This is a genomic window from Lysobacterales bacterium (genome assembly GCA_014946745.1).
Lineage (GTDB): Bacteria > Pseudomonadota > Gammaproteobacteria > Xanthomonadales > Xanthomonadaceae > Aquimonas.
In genome coordinates this window covers 1,324,339-1,344,933 of the sequence record JADCRD010000001.1, presented here as the reverse complement: position 1 = coordinate 1,344,933, position 20,595 = coordinate 1,324,339, and the positions used below count along the sequence as shown (strand labels likewise).

16 protein-coding genes, 1 tRNA gene and 1 pseudogene are annotated in these 20,595 nt (G+C 67.6%); 10 read left to right on the top strand and 8 right to left on the bottom strand.

Annotated elements, in window-relative coordinates; genetic code table 11:
- Positions 1 to 123 precede the first annotated feature (123 nt).
- Positions 124 to 2,307 (top strand): RHS repeat protein, encoded by a 2,184-nt coding sequence (locus tag H4O13_05390; protein ID MBE5314820.1) that lies wholly within the window; start codon positions 124 to 126, stop codon positions 2,305 to 2,307.
- On the opposite strand, the gene H4O13_05385 is transcribed toward H4O13_05390, so the two are convergent.
- Positions 2,208 to 3,322 (bottom strand): IS3 family transposase gene (locus H4O13_05385; GenBank protein ID MBE5314819.1). Its coding sequence is split into 2 segments (ribosomal slippage): positions 2,208 to 3,070 and positions 3,070 to 3,322, totalling 1,116 coding nucleotides; the frame shifts between segments, so codons are not numbered across the junction. The two genes, H4O13_05390 and H4O13_05385, sit on opposite strands and share 100 nt — an antisense overlap.
- A gap of 179 nt (positions 3,323 to 3,501) precedes the next feature.
- The gene (locus tag H4O13_05380; protein ID MBE5314818.1) at positions 3,502 to 3,816 is read right to left on the bottom strand and encodes a hypothetical protein; all 315 of its coding nucleotides are present in this window, start codon (positions 3,814 to 3,816) and stop codon (positions 3,502 to 3,504) included.
- Positions 3,817 to 4,075: 259 nt separating this feature from the next.
- Between H4O13_05380 and H4O13_05375 the strand changes: the two genes are divergently transcribed.
- Complete coding sequence (locus tag H4O13_05375; protein ID MBE5314817.1) at positions 4,076 to 5,194, top strand: oxidoreductase; 1,119 nt, start codon at positions 4,076 to 4,078, stop codon at positions 5,192 to 5,194.
- Between the two features lie 99 nt (positions 5,195 to 5,293).
- Positions 5,294 to 5,677 carry a response regulator gene (locus tag H4O13_05370; GenBank protein ID MBE5314816.1) on the top strand — a complete coding sequence of 128 codons (384 nt, stop codon included), beginning with the start codon at positions 5,294 to 5,296 and terminating at the stop codon, positions 5,675 to 5,677.
- A 414-nt stretch (positions 5,678 to 6,091) separates the two neighbouring features.
- On the opposite strand, the gene H4O13_05365 is transcribed toward H4O13_05370, so the two are convergent.
- The 3 genes from H4O13_05365 to surE are packed head-to-tail and all read right to left on the bottom strand — an operon-like array spanning position 6,092 to position 8,608.
- Positions 6,092 to 7,129, bottom strand: coding sequence for a peptidoglycan DD-metalloendopeptidase family protein (locus tag H4O13_05365; GenBank protein MBE5314815.1), 1,038 nt, complete (start codon positions 7,127 to 7,129; stop codon positions 6,092 to 6,094).
- The gene (locus H4O13_05360; GenBank protein MBE5314814.1) at positions 7,126 to 7,803 is read right to left on the bottom strand and encodes a protein-L-isoaspartate(D-aspartate) O-methyltransferase; all 678 of its coding nucleotides are present in this window, start codon (positions 7,801 to 7,803) and stop codon (positions 7,126 to 7,128) included. The genes H4O13_05365 and H4O13_05360 overlap by 4 nt, the downstream gene beginning before the upstream one ends.
- Before the next feature lie 28 nt (positions 7,804 to 7,831).
- Positions 7,832 to 8,608 carry a 5'/3'-nucleotidase SurE gene (surE, locus tag H4O13_05355; protein MBE5314813.1) on the bottom strand — a complete coding sequence of 259 codons (777 nt, stop codon included), beginning with the start codon at positions 8,606 to 8,608 and terminating at the stop codon, positions 7,832 to 7,834.
- Positions 8,609 to 8,694: 86 nt separating this feature from the next.
- Between surE and H4O13_05350 the strand changes: the two genes are divergently transcribed.
- Both H4O13_05350 and acnA read left to right on the top strand, forming a co-directional pair.
- Complete coding sequence (locus tag H4O13_05350; protein MBE5314812.1) at positions 8,695 to 9,258, top strand: Smr/MutS family protein; 564 nt, start codon at positions 8,695 to 8,697, stop codon at positions 9,256 to 9,258.
- Between the two features lie 523 nt (positions 9,259 to 9,781).
- Positions 9,782 to 12,523, top strand: a complete 2,742-nt coding sequence (gene acnA, locus H4O13_05345; GenBank protein MBE5314811.1) for an aconitate hydratase AcnA — start codon at positions 9,782 to 9,784, stop codon at positions 12,521 to 12,523.
- 214 nt (positions 12,524 to 12,737) lie between these two features.
- On the opposite strand, the gene rlmB is transcribed toward acnA, so the two are convergent.
- Both rlmB and rnr read right to left on the bottom strand, forming a co-directional pair.
- Entirely contained in the window at positions 12,738 to 13,466 is a 729-nt protein-coding gene (gene rlmB / locus H4O13_05340; protein ID MBE5314810.1) for a 23S rRNA (guanosine(2251)-2'-O)-methyltransferase RlmB, read from the bottom strand.
- A complete protein-coding gene (rnr, locus tag H4O13_05335) occupies positions 13,463 to 15,871 on the bottom strand; it encodes a ribonuclease R (GenBank protein ID MBE5314809.1) in 2,409 nt (802 codons plus the stop codon). The genes rlmB and rnr overlap by 4 nt, the downstream gene beginning before the upstream one ends.
- Positions 15,872 to 15,991: 120 nt before the next feature.
- Here rnr and H4O13_05330 point away from each other — a divergent pair.
- A tRNA-Leu gene (locus tag H4O13_05330) sits at positions 15,992 to 16,076 on the top strand.
- Between the two features lie 158 nt (positions 16,077 to 16,234).
- Here H4O13_05330 and H4O13_05325 read toward each other — a convergent pair.
- Complete coding sequence (locus H4O13_05325; protein MBE5314808.1) at positions 16,235 to 16,714, bottom strand: peptidylprolyl isomerase; 480 nt, start codon at positions 16,712 to 16,714, stop codon at positions 16,235 to 16,237.
- Between the two features lie 62 nt (positions 16,715 to 16,776).
- Here H4O13_05325 and H4O13_05320 point away from each other — a divergent pair, with 62 nt between their 5' ends.
- The 4 genes and pseudogenes from H4O13_05320 (at position 16,777) to H4O13_05305 (ending at position 20,197) form a co-directional block, all read left to right on the top strand.
- Positions 16,777 to 17,289, top strand: a complete 513-nt coding sequence (locus H4O13_05320) for a C40 family peptidase (protein ID MBE5314807.1) — start codon at positions 16,777 to 16,779, stop codon at positions 17,287 to 17,289.
- A gap of 291 nt (positions 17,290 to 17,580) precedes the next feature.
- Positions 17,581 to 18,915 carry a DEAD/DEAH box helicase gene (locus tag H4O13_05315; GenBank protein ID MBE5314806.1) on the top strand — a complete coding sequence of 445 codons (1,335 nt, stop codon included), beginning with the start codon at positions 17,581 to 17,583 and terminating at the stop codon, positions 18,913 to 18,915.
- Positions 18,916 to 19,136: 221 nt separating this feature from the next.
- Positions 19,137 to 19,328: pseudogene (locus H4O13_05310) on the top strand (hypothetical protein).
- Between the two features lie 98 nt (positions 19,329 to 19,426).
- Positions 19,427 to 20,197, top strand: a complete 771-nt coding sequence (locus H4O13_05305; GenBank protein ID MBE5314805.1) for a TatD family hydrolase — start codon at positions 19,427 to 19,429, stop codon at positions 20,195 to 20,197.
- The last annotated feature ends 398 nt before the right edge of the window (positions 20,198 to 20,595 follow it).

Genomic DNA, 20,595 nt, shown 5'->3' with positions numbered 1-20,595 from the left:
ATTCGAGCAGGAGTTCCAGAAGCTGCGCTTTGTGTTGAGGGCGGTTGGCTTCAGCCATCATTGACTCCACATTCGTAGGCGGAATAGCTCTTTGACAACTGACTGAATCTCCCGCGCGGCAACTTGCTGCGCCTCGTCGACGCGCTCGGGGGCATCACCCACTACCAGTACCAGCGCCTCAACCGCCCCGACCGCGTGGTGGCGATGACGCATCCCGACGGCGCGGTCGAGCGCTTTGCCTACGACCCGCTGGGCCGCCTCATCGCCCACCACGATCCGCAGGGCCACGCGACCCGCTACCTGCTCGACCCGGCCGGCCGCCCGATGGCGCGTGAGAACGCCCTCGGCCATCGCCTGGCCTACCAGTACTACCGCCACGGTCGGCTGGCCACGCTGACCAACGAGAACGGCGCGCTGTACCGCTTCGGCTGGGACGCCGCCGACCGGCTGATCAGCGAACAGGGCTTCGATGCACGACGCATTGACTACCGTTACAACCGCGCGGGTGAGCTGATCGAATCCGCCGACGGCGTGCCCGTCGGGGCCGAGTGGATGGCGCCGCGCGCGCCCGGCGTGCTGCGCAGCCACTACCAGCGCGATGCCATGGGCCGGCTGATGGAGAAGGTCGCGGTGCGCGCGGCAGAGCCCATCGGCACGAACGCGAGCTCGCGTGCGGGCGCAGGTGCTGCGGCGGCTGCCGGCGCATCAGCCATCACCGCCGCGACCGCGCCCGCCGTTCGCACCACCCGCGCCCGCTACGCCTACAGCCGCAACGGCCTGCTGGTGCAGGCGCGCAACGCCCAGGCCCGCGTCGAGCTGGCCTACACGCCCACCGGCCGACTCGCGCACGAAACCACCCACACCCGCGACGGCCGCGAGTTCCGCATCACCCACCGCTACGACGGCCTCGGCGATCGGGTCGAGACCGTGCTGCCCGACGGCCGCGTGCTCAAGCCCGAGCTGTACGGCTCGGGCCACGTGTCCAAGCTCAAGCTCGATGGCGAGGTCATCACCGAGTTCGAGCGCGATGCCCTGCACCGCGAGACCGTGCGCACGCAGGGTGCGCTGCGCAGCTTCTTCGAGCGCGACGCAGCCGGCCGGCTGATCCGCCAGTTCGTGCGTCCCACCGACGCGAATGCGCCGACGCCCGAACCCAGGATCGCCCGCCACTACCACTACGACCGCAGCGGCCAGCTGCTGGGCATCGACGACCAGCGCACCGGCCGCAGCCTCTACCGCTACGACGCCACCGGCCGCCTGCTGGCCGCGCAAGGCCCGCTGGGTGTCGAGCGCTTCGCCTTCGACCCCGCCAGCAACCTGCTCGACCCGAACCAGCTGCAGGGCCAGACACCCGGCAGCCAGAAGACCTGGACCGAAGCCGAGTGGGCCGAGTATGTCCGCGAGAACATTCACGACCGGAACTTCAACCCGCTGCTGACGCCCGAGCAGCGTGCCAGCGACCCCAGCCAATGGGGCGAGGCCAAACCCAACCGCCTCACCGTCTACGGCGAGCATCGCTACCGCTACGACACTTGGGGCAACACCGTCGAGAAGCGCAGCGGCGGTCATCAGCGCATGCGCCTGCACTGGGACGCCGAGCATCAGCTGCGGGTGCTCTGTGTCGAGCGCGGTGAAGGCATCAATAGGGCGGCCAACGAGGCGACGGGGTCTGCGTCCGCGGGCTCGCAGGCGCAAGCGCAAGCGCAAGCGCAAAGCCTGCGCAGCGTTGCAAGCACTGCAGGCTCAGGCTCAGGCGGCACGAGTCTCACTGCACTGGAAGCGCGCCGCAGCGGAGTCGCCCCTTTCGCTCCCGCCAGCGACTCGACCTCCCGCGAACACTGGGCCTACGACTACGACCCCTTCGGCCGCCGCATCGCCAAGTACCCGATCAGCGAAGCCGCAGCGAACGCGTGGATCGAACACGGCGACGAAACCGCACTCGCCGAAGCGCTCAAAGCCCCGCGCCCCCATAGGGTGGGTCTCGACCCACCGCTCTCGACCACCCGCCACGCGCAGGGCGACACGCCTGATCGCCCCACCCCAACACCGCCCTCAAGCCCCCATAGGGTGGGTCTTGACCCACCGCTCTCGACCACCCGCAACGCCCAAGAAAACAGGCCAACCCACAACGTCCCCACCCTCTTCTGCTGGGACGGCAACCGCCTGCTCGCCGAACAGAAAGGCGACACCCACCGTAAGCTCTCCCGTCAAGCGGACAAGGAATTCCTAGAACCTTCGGCTGCTTGGGCTTTGCGCTCGGCGGGTGTCATCCCGTCGAGGGCGTCATGGGGTCGTTCCTCGTTGTAGTCGAGCATCCACCACCACGCCGCCTCGCGGACGTCGTCCAAGCGAGAGAACAGGTGCTGGTCCAGGACCTCCTCGCGGAATGTCCGGTTGAAGCGCTCGATGTAGGCGTTTTGATTGGGCTTGCCGGGCTGGATGTACTGGATGGCCATACCTTGGGACTTCGCCCAAGCCACGAATGCTTCGCCGAGAAACTCAGGGCCGTTGTCGGTGCGCAGCACCTGCGGCAGCCCACGCTCGCGCTGCAGGCGCTCGAAGACGCGGATCAGGCGCTGCGCGTTGATCGAGGTGTCGACCTCGATGTGCAAGGCCTCGCGGTTGAAGTCGTCGATCACGTTGAAGGTGCGGAAGCGTCGCCCGCAGGTGAGCGCGTCGCTCATGAAGTCCGCCGACCACACGCTGTCGGGCAGTTGCGGCACGTACAGCGGCACGCGCTCGCGTTTGGGCAGACGGCGCTTGGCGGGGCGGCGCAGGTTGAGCTTCATGGCCTTGTACACGCGATAGATGCGCTTGGGATTCCAGTCGGGACGGCAGCGCCGCAGCAGGTCCGAGCACTTCCAGAAACCTCGGCTCGGCCGCTCGCGCACAGCCTCTGAAAGCGCTGCGATCAGTTCGGCATCGCGCACCGTCCAGTCCAGTGGCGGGGCGTACCAGGCCGAGCGCGACAACCCGATGCAGGCGCAGGACCGACGCAGCGGCAGGCGATGGGCTTCCGAGAGGAAACGCACCGCCTCGCGCTTCTGCGCCGGCGCTACAACTTTTTTGCGATCAGGTCCTTCATCGCCGAGTTCTCCAGCGCGAGGTCGGCGTACAGGCGCTTGAGGCGGCTGTTTTCCTCCTCGAGCTCGCGCACGCGCTTGAGCTCCGAGGCCTCCATGCCACCGAACTTCGACTTCCACTGGTAGTACGTCGCCACACTGATCCCGGCCTGCCGGCAAACGTCCTTGACCGGCATACCCGCATCGGCCTGCTTGAGGATCGAGACGATCTGCGTCTCGGTGAACTTTGACTTGCGCATCTGAACCTCCTGGCTGGGGAAACCTTGCCAGAAAGTTCTAGAAACCTGTGTCCGCAGTACCGGGGAGCTTACGCCGCACCGGCCAGCGCCTGAAAAATTCTTTCAACAAAAAAGGTCGAAGACCGCCACCGGCCTTGTTCAAGTAGCGGGTCAGATCGCAGCTGCGCGCGATCCATCCTTTAGCATTGGCTCTCAAGTTCGCGCAAGCGTGATGCAACTGTCTCCTGGTTTATGTGCGGCTTTATGAAGGACCATTGTTTGGCCGCCAAGCCACGGAAGGCGGCGGTAGCAATGACTATGCCGAAAAGAATTGAAGCAGCCGCTACAACGAACAGCATGAATCCGCCATCGAGGCGCAGAAGCAAAAAGAAGTAGACAGCCAATGCCAACCAAAGAACAACGCTGATCAGAACCCCACTAAATTGGAAGGAAGGCTGCGCTTCGATTTGGCGCTGCAACTTGTGAAGTAGCTTCGCTTCTTGGATATGAGACATCATTTCGCCTTAAGTGCAAACCAGCATTTGACGGGAACTGTCCTGACAACACCGCCGCATAATTCATGAGCCCTGCGGACGGACCTCGGAACAACATCTTCAGCATCAATCGCTTATGCCAGACATTCCGCCCATCACGTCCGCCTAATCTGGCAGCCTTTTCCGGCCTCGCGTTGACGCCGTGGGATCGTCGCATCGGGCAGTCGCAGCCGCAAGCTGAGCGAACTGTTTGTCACAGTGCCCTGCAAAGGACGCGAACATGTTCGGCGTCCAGATCGGATGCACTGCGCGGGGCTGCGAGCATGTCCACTGTCGCCCTGCCCCACCCGCCACCCCTGCTATCCTCCGCGGCCACTTGACTGCCCAGGAGATCGCCGTGAGCGTTCCCGCCCGGTTCCGCGCTTTCCGTATCCACGCCGACAGCGGCAAGCATCGTGCCGGTATCGAGTCGATCGGGCTGGAGGATCTGAGCCCCGGCGAGGTGGTGGTGAGGGTCGCGTTCTCTTCGATCAACTACAAGGACGCGCTGGCCGGAACCGGCAAGGGGCGCATCCTGCGCAAGTTTCCACTGGTCGGTGGTATCGATGCGGCGGGGCATGTGGTGGCCTCCACCGATCCGCGCTTCAAGGAAGGTGACGCCGTGCTGTGCACCGGCAGCGGCCTGTCGGAGACGCGCGACGGCGGCTATAGCGAGTACCTGCGCCTGGACTCGCAGTGGACGATCCCGCTGCCGGCCGGGCTCGACCTGCGCGAGGCGATGATCCTTGGCACGGCGGGCTTCACCGCGGCGCTGTCGCTCTACCGCATGGAGCAGAACGGGCAGACGCCGTCGATGGGGCCCATCGTGGTCACCGGCGCGACCGGCGGCGTGGGGATGCTGGCCATCGACATCCTCACCCGCGCCGGCTACGAGGCGCATGCGATCACCGGCAAGCTGCGGCATCTCGACTTTCTGAGCCGACTCGGCGCCCGCCAGGTGATCTCCCGCGAGAACCTGCACTGGGGCCAGAAGCCGCTGGAAAATGCGATCTGGGCTGGCGCCATCGACAACGTCGGCGACGAAATGCTGGCCGGGTTGACCCGTGTGATCCAGCCCTACGGCAACATCGCCAGCTGCGGTCTGGCCGGTGGTCATGCGCTGGCGACCACGGTGATGCCCTTCATCATCCGTGGCGTATCGCTGCTGGGCATCGCCTCGGCCGGCACGGCGCGGCCGATCCGCGAGGCGATCTGGGAGCGGCTGGCGGGCGACTGGAAGCCCGCGCACCTGGACGCGATCTGCACGCGCACCGTCGTCCTGGACGAGTTGGCGCCGGTGTTCGACACCATGCTGGAAGGCGGATCCTTCGGCCGCTCCTTGGTCTGCATCACGGATTGAACCCGGGCCCGGTTTGTGCGCCGCGCCGAAGCGGCTAGAATCGCCGGGTCAACCGGGCCGTGACACCACGCCCGACCCCACACCTGAAAGAGGCCCTGCATGGCACGCGTGCTGATCGTCGACGACTCCCCCTCCCAGCTGATGGGCATGAAGAAGATCATGGAGAAGCTGGGCCACGAGGTGATCAGCGCGGAAGACGGCGCCCAGGGCGTGGAGGTGGCAAAGCGCGAGCTGCCCGACCTGATCCTGATGGACGTGGTCATGCCGAACTTGAACGGCTTCCAGGCCACCCGCTCGATCTCGAAGGAACCCGCCACGGCGCACATCCCGATCGTGCTGGTCACGACCAAGGACCAGGTCACCGACAAGGTCTGGGGCCTGCGTCAGGGCGCCAAGGCTTACTTGACCAAGCCGGTCAACGAGGCCGCACTGATCAGCTTGGTGCGCGACCTGCTCGCCGGCATCACGCCGGAGCAGAGCTGAGCGAACTCAGCAGCAATCGAAGTTCAGGAAGGCCCGCAGCTGCGGGCCTTCTGCATTCTGGGTTCGAGGGTCAAGTCCCAGCGCGTGCAAATGAAGCTGCACGGTGCCGCCAGCACATCGCGAGGCGCTCGCGGCCAGCCGCCCTACCCCAGCCAAGGCAGCGCTGAAGAATTCAGCTTTGCTGCCCGCCACGGCCGGCGCGCTCGCGGGTCGAGCACGTCGGCGCTTGATCCAGCGGACGCGAGTCCGGATCTGCGCCGGGCTCGCAAGCACCGATCAAGTTGAGGATGGGACGTGATCCGTGCTTCCCCAGGTCGCGCCAGGTGAGGCCCACACCTGCTGCAGTCGTGCCGAGCTGTCACTCTGCAGGACGCCGGTGCCGCCCGCGGCGAGCAGCTGTCTTGCCCGCCGCGCTCAGCGCGCGGGCAGGTGTGCCAAGGGGTCGACCGGCCGCCCACTGCGCCGGATCTCGAAGTGCAGCATGTCGCGTGCCGCGCCCGAGCGCCCCATTTCGGCGATCTGCTGGCCGGCACGCACCTGCTCGCCCTCGGCCACCAGACGCTTTCGGTTGTGGCCGTAGGCGGACAGGAATTCGTCGTTGTGCTTGATGATCACCAGCTCGCCGTAGCCGATCAGGCCTGACCCGGAATAGACAACGACGCCTGCGCCGGCCGCGCGCACGGGCTGTCCAGCGCTACCGGCGATACTCAAACCCTGACGCGTCGGATCGCCGGAAACGAAGCGCCCAACGATCTGCCCCGATGTCGGCCACTGCCAGCGCACCGGGCCGCTGGGTGCCGATGGCGAGGGTCTGGGAGCCGGAGGGGCGTTGACCGGTGCAGGCGCAGTCGACGCTCCGGGTGTCGTCGGCGGCGGTGTCGGGGTGGATGCCACGGGCGAAGTCGTGGCGGGACTTGCCGGCCTGCTCGCGGCGCCGCCCGTTGCCGGTGTCGAAGGCGGAGCGGGTCTCGCACTGCCCTGCACAATGCCGCCTGCGCTGGCGTTCGGCGCGGGACGCGATCCGGTCTGCGCCACGGCCTGACCCGGCGGAGACAGCCGCAGTCGCTGGCCGGGATAGATCGTGTACGGCTCGCCGATACCGTTCCAGGCTGCGATCTGACGGTACTCCAGGCGGTGGCGGAAGGCGATGCTGTAGAGGGTGTCGCCGCGCTGCACGATGTGCACGCGCCCGCTGTCCTGCGGCGGCGCGCTGCCTCGGCTTGGGCCGCGCTCCTGACCGGGTCGATCGACCACCACCGCGCGCGGGGCAACGCCGCAGGCGGACAGCAGAGCCAGAAGCGAGAGTGCCGCGAGGCGCAGGCCCAGCGGCAGCGCGGACGAACCGCAAACGGTCGCAACCGGATCGATGGAAGCCGACGTCGAAGCGAGGCTGCGGGTCTCGCGCGCAGCCAGCGATGCAGGCGGCGTTGTGCAGCGAAGTGACCGGCTCATGCCATGCCTCCGAGCAGCGGCACAAACATCACTGGGCCCAGGTCATCCTGCTGCCAGCGCTCCTCGACCCAGCGCAGGCGGATCAGGCGCTGGCCGTCAGGGCCGCCAACCGGGGCGACGAAGACGCCGCCGGGCTTGAGCTGAGCGATCAGCTGCGGATCCACCGAATCGGCCGCGGCGGTGACGATGATCGCGTCGAAAGGCGCGTGCTCGGGCCAGCCCAGGCGGCCGTCGTCGAAGCGCGCACGCACGTTGCCGAAACCGAGCTTGCGCAGGCGCTTACGTGCGCTTCGCGAGAGCTCCTCAATGCGCTCCACGCTGCTGACCTGGTCGACCAGCATGGCGAGCACGGCGGCCTGGTAGCCCGAGCCGGTGCCGAGTTCGAGCACTGATCCCGGCAGCCCGAACTCGATCAGAGCCTCGGTCATGCGCGCCACCACCCAAGGTTGAGAAAGCGTCTGCGCACGGCCGATGGGCAGGGCAGTGTCCTCGTAGGCGCGCGAGGCAAGCGCCTCGTCGCAGAACAGATGACGCGGCAGCGTACGCATCACCTCAAGTACGCGCGGGTCGCGGATGCCCTGCTCGCGCAGGCGCTCGACCATGCGGTCGCGCGCGCGCTGCGAGGTCATGCCCAGGCCTAGGGCTTCGCGCGGCAGGCGCAGACCGGGGCTCATCGCCAAGGCTCCATGCACGGCCCCGCCCTCATGCGCGGCCCGGCAGGCCGTCACTCAGGGCGCTCACCCATCCCGAGACCTTCTCCAACGCCTGGTAGCGGGTGAGGTCGACGTGGATCGGCGTGATCGAAATGAAGCCCATGCGCACGGCGTGGAAGTCGGTGCCGGGGCCGGCGTCCTGCTCAGGGCCGGCCGGGCCGATCCACCAGATCGGGCGGCCGCGCGGGTCCTGCTGCGGGAGGCAGGCCTCAGCGCGGTGGCGATGGCCGAGACGCGTGACTTCGAAGCCGCGGATCTCGTCCCAGGGCAGGTCCGGCACGTTGACGTTGAGGATGGTGTCGGCCGGCAGCGGATCGGTCTGGAGGCGCTGCACGATCAGTTGGGCCGCGCGCGCCGCCGACTCGAAGTGGCGCCCACTGCCCTCGCGGGTCACCAGCGACATCGCCACCGCCGGATGGCCGAGAAAGCGGCCTTCCATCGCCGCCGCCACGGTGCCCGAATAGATGACGTCATCGCCCAGATTGGCCGCGTTGTTGATGCCGGAGACGACGATATCAGGGTCGAAGTCGAGCATGCCGCAGAGGGCCAGATGCACGCAGTCGGTGGGCGTGCCGGCGCATCGATAGGTGTGCTCGTCGACCTTGGAGACGCGGATCGGCTGGTCAAGGGTGAGCGAGTTGGAGGCGCCGCTGCGATCGCGGTCGGGCGCCACCACGGTGACCGGGCCAAGGGCGCGCAGCCCGTCCGCCAGCACCTTGATGCCCGGAGCGTCCACACCATCGTCGTTGCTGACCAGAAAGCGCATGAGGGGCCTCACTGCAAAGCCCGCAATCATACAGGCCGAAGCTGCCCGGCTTCCCCCTTCACGCGCGCGCCGCTATGTTGCGAATCATGTCGCGCCGCCCCGTCCAGCCCGCCGCCCCTCCCGCACGCGCCAGCGCGGACGACCTCGCCCTGTTTCACGAGGCGATTGGCCCCGTGCGGCGCATCGAAGTGGAAGCGCCGGCGGTCGAGGCACCCAAGCCCGCGCCGCGCCCGCGCTCGCGCGAGGCCGACGAGATCCAGGCGGGCAAGGACTTTCGGCTGCGGCCGTTCGAGTTCGCCGCCGACACCCTCGGCGACACTTTGGAGTACCTCGCCAACGGCCACTCGCCCAAGCTGATGCGCGACTTGAAGCGAGGCCGCTACGCCGTGCAGGACGAGCTCGACCTGCATCGCATGCACGCGGAGCTGGCCGACGAAGCTATCCGCATCTTCCTCGCTGAAGCGCGTGAACACGGCTACCGCTGCGTGCGCATCATCCACGGCAAAGGCCTGCGCTCGAAGGATTCCACGCCCGTGCTCAAGCTGCTCACCGACAAGGTGCTGCGCTTCCGCAGCGACGTGCTGGCCTATGCCTCGGCCAAGCCCTCGGAGGGCGGGACGGGCGCGGTGGTGGTGCTGTTGAAGCGCTGAGAGCGGGGATTGGGGAGCGAGGAGCGAGGAGTGAGGAGTGAGGAGTGAGGGTCGTCGCTCGCGGCTTGCTGCCTGCCTTAGCTGGGCTTGCCGGCACCGCGAGCTCGACGGGTCCCGCATAGCCCCTCTCCCCTTGTAGGGAAGCGGAAGAGAGGGCTTGTCGGCTGCCGGTGGCAGCCGACGCTCTCGGGAGCCCGAGCGAAGCGAAGGCAGGTTGGGGAGAGGGGAAGGAAATCCTGCGCGGGCGTTCAGCCCCCTCTCCCACAAGGGGAGAGGGGGAGAAAGCCCCGCACGCACAAAGCTGCAAGCGTCTCTCCACACGCGCGAAACGCACAGAGAGTGTTCGTCGCTTGGAGTGTTCGTCGCTTGGCCGGCACGGCCTGCTCGACGGGTCCCGCAGAGCCCCTCTCCCACAAGGGCTGAGGAGAGAATGCCGAATGGCTGGCACGGGCGCGTCGCGAACACCCAGTGTGAATGTCCTGTCCGCTATGGTGCAGGGTCTGACCTTCGCGAGGAGCCGGCCATGCGCAACAGCTTCGATACCCTCGACACATTGAGCCTCGATGGGCGCGACTATCGCATCCACAGCCTCGCCCGACTTGGCGCCAAGCACGCTCTGAAGCGACTGCCCTTCTCGCTGAAAATCCTGCTGGAGAACCTGCTGCGCTGCGAGGACGGTGTCAGCGTCACGCCGACGCATATCGAGGCTTTGATCGACTGGCAGCCGCAGGTCGAGCCCGACACCGAGATCGCCTTCATGCCGGCGCGCGTCGTGCTGCAGGACTTCACCGGTGTGCCCTGCGTGGTCGATCTGGCCGCGATGCGCGATGCTGTGGTCAAGCTGGGCGGCCGGCCCGAGCAGATCAACCCGCTGATCCCCTCAGAGCTCGTCATCGACCACAGCGTGCAGGTCGATGTGTTCGGCACGCCCGAGGCGCTGGATCTCAACGGCAAGATCGAGTTCGAGCGCAACCGCGAGCGCTATGCCTTCCTGCGCTGGGGCCAGAGCGCCTTCGACAACTTCAAGGTGGTGCCGCCCAACACCGGCATCGTCCATCAGGTGAACCTGGAATACCTCGCGCGGGTGGTGATGACCCGGGAGGTCGACGGTGTTATCGAAGCCTATCCCGACACCGTCTTCGGCACCGACAGCCACACCACGATGATCAACGGCATCGGCGTGCTCGGCTGGGGCGTGGGCGGCATCGAGGCCGAGGCCGCGATGCTGGGCCAGCCGAGCTCGATGCTGATTCCGCAGGTGGTGGGCTTCCGCTTGAGCGGCAGGCTGCCCGAAGGCGCCACTGCGACCGATCTGGTGCTGACCGTGACCCAGATGCTGCGCAAGCACGGCGTGGTCGGCAAGTTCGTGGAGTTCTTCGGCCCGGGCCTGGATCAACTGCCCTTGGCCGACCGCGCCACCATCGCCAACATGGCGCCCGAGTACGGAGCCACCTGCGGCATCTTTCCGATCGACGGCGAAGCCCTGAACTACCTGCGCCTGTCCGGCCGCAGCGGAGCGCAGATCCATCTGGTAGAGGCCTATGCCAAGCATCAGGGCCTGTGGCGCGATCCGGCCATCGAAGCCGAATACAGCAGCGTGCTGAGCCTGGACCTCGGCGAGGTCAAGCCCTCGCTGGCTGGACCGAAGCGTCCGCAGGACCGGGTGCTGCTGGAAGACGTCAAGCAGAACTACCGCGACAACGTCGCCGCGTTCGCGGCTGCCCGCAGCAAGCGCTCCGCTGAATCCAACGCGATGATCGCCGAGGGCGGCGGTGCAGCGATCGGCAATCGCGAGGTGCTGCAGAGCGGCAGCGTCGAGATCGAACTCAAGGGCCAGAAGGTGCAGCTCAAGGACGGCGCGGTCGTGATCGCCGCCATCACCTCCTGCACCAACACCAGCAACCCTGCAGTGATGCTGGGTGCCGGCCTGTTGGCGCGCAATGCGGCGAAGCGCGGCCTGAAGGTGCAGCCCTGGGTCAAGACCTCGCTGGGCCCGGGCTCGCTGGTGGTCACCGACTACCTGAAGAAAGCCGGACTGATGGACGACCTCGAAGCGCTTGGCTTCCACGTGGTCGGCTACGGCTGCACCACCTGCATCGGCAACTCCGGCCCGCTGCCGCCGGAAGTGAGCGCGGGCATCGCCCGCGGCGACCTCAACGTGGTCTCGGTGCTGTCGGGCAACCGCAACTTCGAAGGCCGCGTGCACGCCGAAGTGCGCATGAACTACCTGGCCTCGCCGCCGCTGGTGGTGGCCTACGCGCTGGCCGGCAGCGCCGACATCGATCTCAGCCGCGAGCCGCTGGGCACGGGCAGCGACGGCACACCGGTGTACCTGCGCGATCTCTGGCCCAGCAACAAGGAGATCGGCGATCTGATTGCGAGCACCGTCGGACCCGAGCTGTTCCGCCACAACTACGCCGACGTCTTCCAAGGCGACAGCCGCTGGAACCGCATCGAGGTACCCGACGGTCAGATCTACGCCTGGGACGCGGCCAGCACCTACATCAAGAGCCCGCCCTACTTCGAGGGCATGACGATGGAGGTCGGCGGCATCGAGGACATCCACGGCGCGCGCCTGCTGGGCCTGTTCGGCGACAGCATCACCACCGACCATATCAGCCCGGCCGGCAACATCAAGGCCAGCTCACCGGCGGGCCGCTATCTGCAGGCGCGCGGCGTGCAGCCCGCCGACTTCAACAGCTACGGCAGTCGCCGCGGCAACGACGAGGTGATGCTGCGCGGCACCTTCGCCAACATCCGCATCAAGAACCTCATGCTGGGCGGGGAGGAAGGCGGCAACACCCTGCATCAACCGTCCGGAGAAAAGCTATCGATCTTCGATGCGGCGATGCGATACAAGGCCGAGGGTGTGCCGCTGGTGGTGATTGCCGGCAAGGAGTACGGCACCGGCTCCTCGCGCGACTGGGCGGCCAAGGGCACGTATCTGCTGGGCGTGCGCGCGGTGATCGCGGAGAGCTTCGAGCGGATTCACCGCAGCAACCTGGTCGGTATGGGCGTGCTGCCGCTGCAGTTCCAGCCCGGAGAGAGCGCTGCCAGCCACGGTCTACGCGGCGATGAGGTGTTCGACGTGCAGGGTCTCGACGACGGCCGCGCGCGCACTGCCCGGGTGCGTGCGAGCCGCGCCGACGGCACGCGCACCGAGTTCAGCGCACAGGTGCTGCTGCTGACGCCGAAGGAGGTCGAGTACTACCGACACGGCGGCCTGCTCCACTACGTGCTGCGGCAGCTGGCGCGACGGGCCTGAGCGGCTGAGGTGCGACCGTCAGCGAGGCCCGCTTGCCGCGCGCTGGCTGAGTTGCGACGCGCGGCGCGGAACGCCGAGATGCATGGAGGCGTTGCCGTGTCCGCGCCCCCGTCGAGGCTTGCGGCACGTCGACGCGGCCAAGACTCGACACCTCGGTGCATCGCCAGTGCGCGAGTCGCACAGCCCCCGCTGGAACGCTCCGGCGGGGCTGCGATCAACCGCGCTGACGCAGGGCCTCGAACAGGCTGATGCCGGCCGCGACCGACACATTGAGGCTTTCCATGCCTGAGGCCATCGGAATCTTCGCGAGGTAGTCGCAGTGCTCGCGAGTCAGGCGACGCAGACCCTCGCCCTCGCCGCCCATCGCGATCGCCATCGGGCCCTTCAAATCGACGCCGTACAGACTGGACTCGGCCTCACCGGCCAAGCCGACGATCCAGATGCCGGCGTCCTTCAGATCCTTCATGCAGCGCGCGAGGTTGGTCACCCGCACCAGCGGTACGCGCTCGGCGCCACCGGCGGCGACCTTGCGCGCGGTAGGCGTGAGCGTGGCCGCTCGGTCCTTGGGCACGATGACTGCAGTCGCTCCGGCAGCGGCGGCAGAACGCAGGCAGGCGCCAAGGTTGTGCGGGTCCTGCACGCCATCCAGGATCAGCAGCAGAGGCTTCGCCGCCGCTTCAATCAGGCCTTCGAGGTCGCGCTCGTCGTAGATCCGGGTCGACTGCACGCGCGCGATCACGCCCTGATGCCGCGCGCCAGCGGCCTGGCGTTCGATCTGATCCAAGGGCACGAAGCGCAGGGCGATGCCCGCGGCCTTGGCGGTGCTGCCGATCTCGGCCAGACGTGGGTTCTTGGCCTTGCCGTCGATCAGCACCTCGGCGAGGTCCTGACCGGCTTCCAGCGCGGCTGATACGGCATTGATGCCGGCGATCCAGTCGCTCATCGGCTGACTCCGGCCTTCTTCGACTTCTTGCCGCCCTCGACCAGACGGAAGTCGATCTTGCGATCCTCGATCGAAGCGCGAAGCACCAGCACCCGCACTTTGTCGCCGAGCTGGTGCACGCGGCCCTGACGCTCGCCGCGCAGCAGGCGCTGAGCCGGATCGAAGTGGTAGTAGTCATTGGGCAGCTGGGTGACGTGCACCAGGCCGCTGATCTTCGACTCATCCAGTTCGACGAACAGTCCAAAGCTGGTGACGCCGGCGATGGTGCCGTCGAACTCGGCGCCGACGTGGCGCTCCATGAAGGCGCAGCGGTAGCGCTCGTCGACCTCGCGCTCGGCCTCCTCCGCGCGCCGGCTGCGCTCGCTGCACTGCAGGCTGAGCGCGGCCATGTCGTGCGCGGCGTAGAGGTAGCTGGTGGCGCGACCGCCGCTCAGTGCGTGCTTGATCGCGCGGTGCACAAGCAGGTCGGGGTAGCGGCGGATCGGGCTGGTGAAATGCGCGTAGGCCTCCAGCGCGAGGCCGAAGTGGCCGATGTTCTCGGGCTGGTAGACCGCCAAGGCCTGCGAGCGCAGCAGCACCGTCTCCAGCAGTTCGCAGTCCTCGCGCTTGCGGATTTTGCGCAGCAGAGCGGTGTAGTCGGCCGGCACCACTTTCGACCACTCCGGAAGCTTCAAACCGAAGCCCTTCAGGAACTCCAGCAGCTCACCGTACTTCGATTCGGGCGGCCGATCGTGCACACGGTACGGCGCGGGGATCTTTTTCTTCAGGAGGTACAGCGCGGCCTGCACGTTGGCCGCGATCATGCATTCCTCAATGAGCTTGTGCGCGTCGTTGCGCGGCTGCGGCGCGGCCTGGATGACTTCACCCGCCGGGCCGAGACGGAAATCGACCTCGGTGCTTTCGAACTCGATCGCGCCGCGGCGCTGCCGCTGCGCGGCCAGCACGTGGTAGAGCGCGTACAGGTTCTCGACATGGGGCAGCACCGCGCCCAGCTGCGCGCGCGCGCCCTCGTCCTGTTCGCCAACGGCGGCCCACACCTGGGTGTAGGTCAGACGCGCATGCGAACGCATCACCGCTTCGTAGAAGCTCGCCTTGGTGACCTCGCCGTCCGCATTGATGCGCATATCGCAGACGAAGCACATGCGGTCCACTTTCGGATTCAGCGAGCAGATGCCGTTGGACAGCGTCTCCGGCAGCATGGGCACGACGTAGCCGGGGAAATAGACCGAGGTCGCGCGCTTTTGCGCTTCGTCGTCCAGTGACGTGCCCGGACGCACGTAGTGCGAGACATCGGCGATGGCGACGATCAGGCGATAGCCGTTGCGGGTGGTTTCGCAATACACGGCGTCATCGAAATCACGCGCGGTCTCGCCGTCGATGGTGACCAGCGGCAGATCGCGCAGGTCCACGCGCTCGCCGATCTCGTGTGCGCCGACCTCCAGGCTGACGCCAGCCGCCTGCTCCAGCACGGTCTGGGGCCAGACGTTCGGAATGTTGTGACCGTGGATCGCCATCTCGACCGCCAGCGAGGCCGTCAGCGCCTCACCGAGCGTGGTCAGAATGCGGCCGATCGGCAGGCGGTGCGAGGACGGCGCCTGGGTGATCTCGCAGACGACGATCTGGCCGCTGCGCGCCTCACCGCGCGCGTTCAGCGGAATCAGGATTTCCTGATGGATGCGGCGATCGTCGGGCACCACGCTGGCGATGCCGTCGGCTTCCTGGAAGCGGCCGACCACACGCTGCGTGCGTCGTTCCAGGACTTCGACGATTGCACCTTCAGGGCGACCGCGCCGATCCAGCCCGGTGATGCTGACCAGCACGCGATCGCCGTGCAGCACCTGGCGCATCTGCATGGGCGGCAGGAACACGTCGTCGCCGCCCGCATCGCGGCGCAGGAACCCGAAGCCGTCGGCGTTCGCCAGCACCACGCCGGCAATCAGATCGAGTTTCTTGGCTGGCGCGTAGCCGCCGCGCCGATTCACCAGCAGTTGCCCGTCGCGCAGCATTGCGCGCAGGCGATTGCCGAGCGCATCGAAGCGCTCCGGTGCCGTCAGCTGCAGGTCCGCAGCGAGTTCCTCGGCGGTCACCGGCTCGCCCTTGGACTCCAGGTGGCTGAGGATGGCCTCGCGGCTCGGAATGGGGTTCTCGTACTTGCTGGCCTCGCGCTCGGCATAGGGGTCGATCACCGCCGGCTTCGGCAGGCGACCACGGGGTCGGGGCAGCACGTCGTCAGGCGAGGCGGTGCGCGAAGGTGGCGGCGGCAGGGGCGCGGGAGGCAGATCGGGCAGCCAGGGCGCCGGCTTGGAGGCCTTGCCGCGCGGCCTGGAAGAGGAGGCGGACGTACCGCCGGAGGACTTGGTGCCGGTCGCGCGACGCGGACCGGGTTTGCTTGGGCGTTTGCTCATTTGCGCATGGTACACCCCGACCAAAATATTCCTCGCCTGCCCGTTGACAGTCGAAGTCTCGATCCGTAAAGTGCGCGGCTCTTCGGGGCTGCAACGCAAGACGCGCACCGCAAGACACCTGCCCAGGTGGCGGAATTGGTAGACGCACTAGTTTCAGGTACTAGCGGGGCAACCCGTGGAGGTTCGAGTCCTCTCTTGGGCACCAGACAAACGCCAGAAGGCCCGCTCGGAAGAGCGGGCCTTCTGCCTTTAAGGGGCCTGACGCGCGCGACTTGATGGGCGAATCGCCGCGCGCCAAGGCGGTGTCGGCGGAGCCCGCGCAAGGCGCCGGGCTGTATGCCCCGACGCCCTACGCGCGCCGGATCAATGCTGCACGCCGCCCTCGCCGTGGACGTGGCCGTGCTCGATCTCTTCGGGCGTGGCTTCACGCACTTCCACGATCTCGATGTCGAAGCTGAGCTGCTTGCCGGCCATGGGATGGTTCAGGTCGATGTCGACCACGCTCATGCCGACCTTCTTGATGGTGATCGGACGCGGGCCCTGCTGTGTCTGCATCACCACGGTCTGGCCCACCGCCAGCGGCATGTTCTTGAAGTGCTTCTTCGGCACACGCTGAGTCAGCTCCGGGCGGTAGGGGCCGTAGCCTTCTTCCGGGCTCACTTCGGCCTGGACCGTGTCGCCGGAATCGCGGCCTGCAAGCGCCTTCTCGACGCCGGGGATCAGTCCGCCCTTACCGAACAACACGGCCAAGGGTTCACCGACGCCGCGCGAGCTCTCGACTTCGCGGCCGCCTTCGGACACGGTGTAATGGAAACGGACGACGCGGTTTTCTTCGACTTTCATGCTGGGGGTCTTCGCTGGTGAACGGTTTGGACGAAACGCGCAAGGATAGCGGGCGCCCGCGTCTGCGTCACGGCGCGCCACGATGGGCCCTCGGGCTCAGCCTGCTCGCGCTGGCGGCCTGCGGCTCCGCGCCCAAGCGTCCGCAAGCGCCTTCGCAGCCTGCACCGACTGCCGATCACGGCCGCGCAGGCGTCATCGGCCATGTCGCGCAGGATGTGCTGTTTCTGGCCATCTCGCTGGTCGGCACGCCGTATCGCTTCGGCGGCAACACGCCCGAGGGCGGCTTCGACTGCAGTGGGTTGATCGGCTACGTGTTCCGCCAGGCCGCAGCGCTCAGCCTGCCGCGGACCACGCGCGAGCTGCAGGCCCTGCGCGGCCGCGAAGTGCGACGCCCGGACCTCGCCTCGGGGGATCTGGTGTTTTTCGGCGCGCAAGGCCGGGTCAACCATGCCGGCATCTACGTCGGCGAAGGCCGCTTCGTGCATGCGCCGAGCAGCGGCGGCACCGTGCGCCTGGACGCGCTGGACGGGCACTACTGGCGCGATCACTACCTCGGCGCCAAACGCATTCTGTGAACGCCAGCGTTCGCAATACGCTGAGTTCACACGAATTGAAGTGACCGCGAGCGCCGCGTGCTGTAGTCTCCGCGCTGCCCCGAGGTGCCGTGCGCTCTCCCCAGGGCCTCAAGTTTCCATGACCGGCCGCAGGCCGCACGGAAACCGCCGGGTCCAGCCGCCGCCCTTTCCCATTCTCGGAGCTGTCCTCGACGCGGTGTTCGCGTCGACGGTCGCAGGCGAATCCTCGCCAGTCGATGTATCCCTTGAGCGCGGTTGCAGGGAGCGCTCGGGACCTTCACGGAACTCCCAATGTCGTTTGAATCCCTCGGGCTTGCGAGCCCGCTGCTGCGCGCATTGTCCGATCTCGGCTACACGCAGCCCACTGAAATCCAGCAGCAGGCCATTCCGCTGGTGCTGGAAGGTCGCGACGTATTGGCCGGCGCCCAGACCGGTACCGGCAAGACCGCCGCCTTCGCGCTGCCGCTGCTGCAGCGCCTCGCCGGTGGCCAGCCGGCCCAGGGCAAACGCCCGCGTGCACTCGTGCTGACGCCCACCCGCGAGCTGGCCGCCCAGGTGCAGGAAAGCATCCGCGACTACGGCAAGCAGCTGCGCATCCGCTCGACCACCGTGTTCGGCGGCGTGGGCATGAGCCCGCAGATCGACGCGCTGCGCCGCGGCGTCGACATCCTCGTCGCCACGCCCGGCCGCCTGATCGACCACATGGGCCAGGGCACTATCGATCTGTCGCACATCGAGGTGCTGGTGCTGGACGAAGCCGACCGCATGCTCGACATGGGCTTCCTGCCGGCGATCAAGCGCATCGTCGCCCGCGTTCCGCACACCCGCCAGACCCTGCTGTTCTCGGCCACTTTCGCTGACCCGATCCGCGAGCTGGCCCAGCAGTTCCTGAAGAACCCGTCGGAAGTGCAGGTCACCCCGCGCAACAGCACGGTGGCGATGATCGAGCACGTGGTCTATCCGGTCGACACCGCCAAGAAGCGCGACCTGCTGCTGCACGTGCTGAGCCAGGACAGCCGTCGGCAGACGCTGGTCTTCAGTCGCACCAAGCACGGCGCGGACCGTCTGGTCCGCCAGCTGGAAGCCGCCGGCCTTCGCGCGGCGGCGATCCATGGCAACAAGAGCCAGGGCGCGCGCACCAAGGCGCTGGGCGACTTCAAGTCCGGCCGCATCAGCACCCTGGTGGCCACCGACATCGCCGCGCGCGGCATCGATATCGACCAGCTCCCCGCCGTGATCAACTTCGACCTGCCGATGGTGGCCGAGGACTACGTGCACCGCATCGGCCGCACCGGCCGCAACGGCAGCACGGGTCATGCGATTTCGCTGGTCTGCCACGAGGAAGTCGGCCAGCTGCGCGACATCCACAAGCTGATCGGCCGCGAGATTCCGCAGGAAGTGGTGCCGGGCTTCGAGCCCACGCAGCCACTGCAGGTGAACCGCCCGGCTCCGCGTCCGAGCGGCGCGCCGAAGCCGCAGGCGCGGCGCGGCGGCGGCGCACGTCGCAGCGGCGGCGGCGGTCGCTCCGGCGCTCAGGGTGCAGGCGGCGGCAACGCCACGCCCAAGCCGCAGGGCCAGCCTTCGGGCCAGCCGCGTCGCGCCCAGGGCGGCGAGCGCAGTCGCTAAGCGCTGCCACATCGCTGGACACAAGACAGGCCCGCCACGCGCGGGCCTGTCACGTTTTCGGGCCCGGAAACACCGTGTGCGCTCGCCGCAGGGATCAGCACGTGTGAACGCGCGAACGCTCAACACGCGCTAACCTCGGCCAAGGCACCGGCGCAGACTCACCGCTCGCGTCAGCCCGCCCTGCGAATCACGAATCCACCCTCCCCACTCCCGGGTTCCCAATGCCGCGCTTCCTGCTCGCCCTGCTGCCGAACTTTCTGCGCCGTCACCTGCAGCGCCTGCGGTTTCCGCAGCTGGCGCTGGTCACCGGCGCCTTGTTCCTGGTCACTCTGTTGGTGCCGGACCCCCTGCCCTTCGTCGATGAGCTGCTGCTGCTCGCCGGCGGCCTGCTGCTGGCCAGCTGGAAGCAGCGTCGCGATGCAGGCCAGGACGGGGCCGCACAGTCGCCGCAGCGCCCGCCCATCGAGGGCGAAGCGCGGCGCGTCGACAGGCCCTGAAGGTCGATTCCGGCATGCCGCTGATCGACAGCCACTGCCATCTCGACGCGCCCGAGTTCGACGCCGACCGCGACGCGGTGCTGGCCCAGGCACGCGCGGCCGGGGTTGTCGCGCAAGTGATTCCCGCGGTCACTGCCGCAAGCTGGCGGGGGCTTCGTGCGCTCTGTGCACGCGAGCCCGACCTGTTTCCCGCCTACGGCCTGCACCCGATGTTCCTTGCAGAGCATCGACGCGAGCATCTCGACCTGCTCCACCAATGGGTTCAGCGCGAGCGGCCGGTCGCGGTGGGCGAGTTCGGCCTCGATTTCTTCGTCGAATCGCTGGAACCGGCCGAACAACATCACTACTTCGAGGCGCAGTTGGCAATCGCTGCCGAAGCTGGCCTGCCGGTGATCCTGCACGCGCGCCGCGCGGTGGAGGCCACGCTGATCGCCCTGAGGCGCTACCGCGGCCATCTTCGCGGCGTGGTGCACAGCTATGCCGGCAGCAGCGAGCAGGCGCGGCAGCTGTTCGAGCTTGGCTTCTCGCTCGGCGTCGGCGGGCCGGTGACCTACCCGCGCGCCCAGCGCCTGCGCGATCTGGTGGCACGCATGCCGATCGAGTTCCTTTTGCTCGAGTCCGACGCGCCCGACCAGCCGCTGATGCCGTATCGAGGACAGCGCAATCTGCCCTCGCGTGTGGTCGAAGTTGCTGCCTGCATCGCCAGCCTCCGCGGCGCGTCGGTTGAGGAGGTGGCAGAACAGTCCAGCGCCAACGCGAGAAGTCTCTTCGCGCTGCCGCACTGACCCCATCGCTCACGTCTGCCCCCGCCTCTCCCGATAGCGCGATGCAGCATCGAAAGTGAGCCCACGGCTTCCGCGGGCGCGCACGTCCGGGCAGGCAATGGACAATTCGCAATCGCGCTCCGAAAGTGATTGACAGCGATGTCAAATTGCGCAAAGTTAGCGTCCACGGCGCATAAAGACGCCCGAGGCTCGCGCGATGCGAGCGCAATCCAAGCGGTGGGAGGGACAACGTGAGTTCACTCAATACGGCCGGCTGCCTCGATCAGCCCGCGTCGCGAGCAACTGCGGCTCCGCAAAAGAGGTTTGGGGCGCACACGCTGCGCTACGTTACGGTCGCCGTCTCGCTCGCGCTGGGCGCAAGCGCTGCGGCGACGGAGTCCGCCGCCTTGTCTTCAGTC

Bases quoted from the DNA above. Each gene is read 5' to 3' on its own strand.
- H4O13_05350 (MBE5314812.1), top strand. From the start codon at position 8,695: ATGTCGCGCCGCCCCGTCCAGCCCGCCGCCCCTCCCGCACGCGCCAGC.
- rlmB (MBE5314810.1), bottom strand. From the start codon at position 13,466: ATGAGCGACTGGATCGCCGGCATCAATGCCGTATCAGCCGCGCTGGAA.
- surE (MBE5314813.1), bottom strand. From the start codon at position 8,608: ATGCGCTTTCTGGTCAGCAACGACGATGGTGTGGACGCTCCGGGCATC.
- H4O13_05365 (MBE5314815.1), bottom strand. From the start codon at position 7,129: ATGAGCCGGTCACTTCGCTGCACAACGCCGCCTGCATCGCTGGCTGCG.
- H4O13_05325 (MBE5314808.1), bottom strand. From the start codon at position 16,714: ATGAAAGTCGAAGAAAACCGCGTCGTCCGTTTCCATTACACCGTGTCC.
- H4O13_05375 (MBE5314817.1), top strand. From the start codon at position 4,076: ATGTTCGGCGTCCAGATCGGATGCACTGCGCGGGGCTGCGAGCATGTC.
- H4O13_05380 (MBE5314818.1), bottom strand. From the start codon at position 3,816: ATGTCTCATATCCAAGAAGCGAAGCTACTTCACAAGTTGCAGCGCCAA.
- acnA (MBE5314811.1), top strand. From the start codon at position 9,782: ATGCGCAACAGCTTCGATACCCTCGACACATTGAGCCTCGATGGGCGC.
- H4O13_05315 (MBE5314806.1), top strand. From the start codon at position 17,581: ATGTCGTTTGAATCCCTCGGGCTTGCGAGCCCGCTGCTGCGCGCATTG.
- rnr (MBE5314809.1), bottom strand. From the start codon at position 15,871: ATGAGCAAACGCCCAAGCAAACCCGGTCCGCGTCGCGCGACCGGCACC.
- H4O13_05305 (MBE5314805.1), top strand. From the start codon at position 19,427: ATGCCGCTGATCGACAGCCACTGCCATCTCGACGCGCCCGAGTTCGAC.
- H4O13_05370 (MBE5314816.1), top strand. From the start codon at position 5,294: ATGGCACGCGTGCTGATCGTCGACGACTCCCCCTCCCAGCTGATGGGC.
- H4O13_05360 (MBE5314814.1), bottom strand. From the start codon at position 7,803: ATGAGCCCCGGTCTGCGCCTGCCGCGCGAAGCCCTAGGCCTGGGCATG.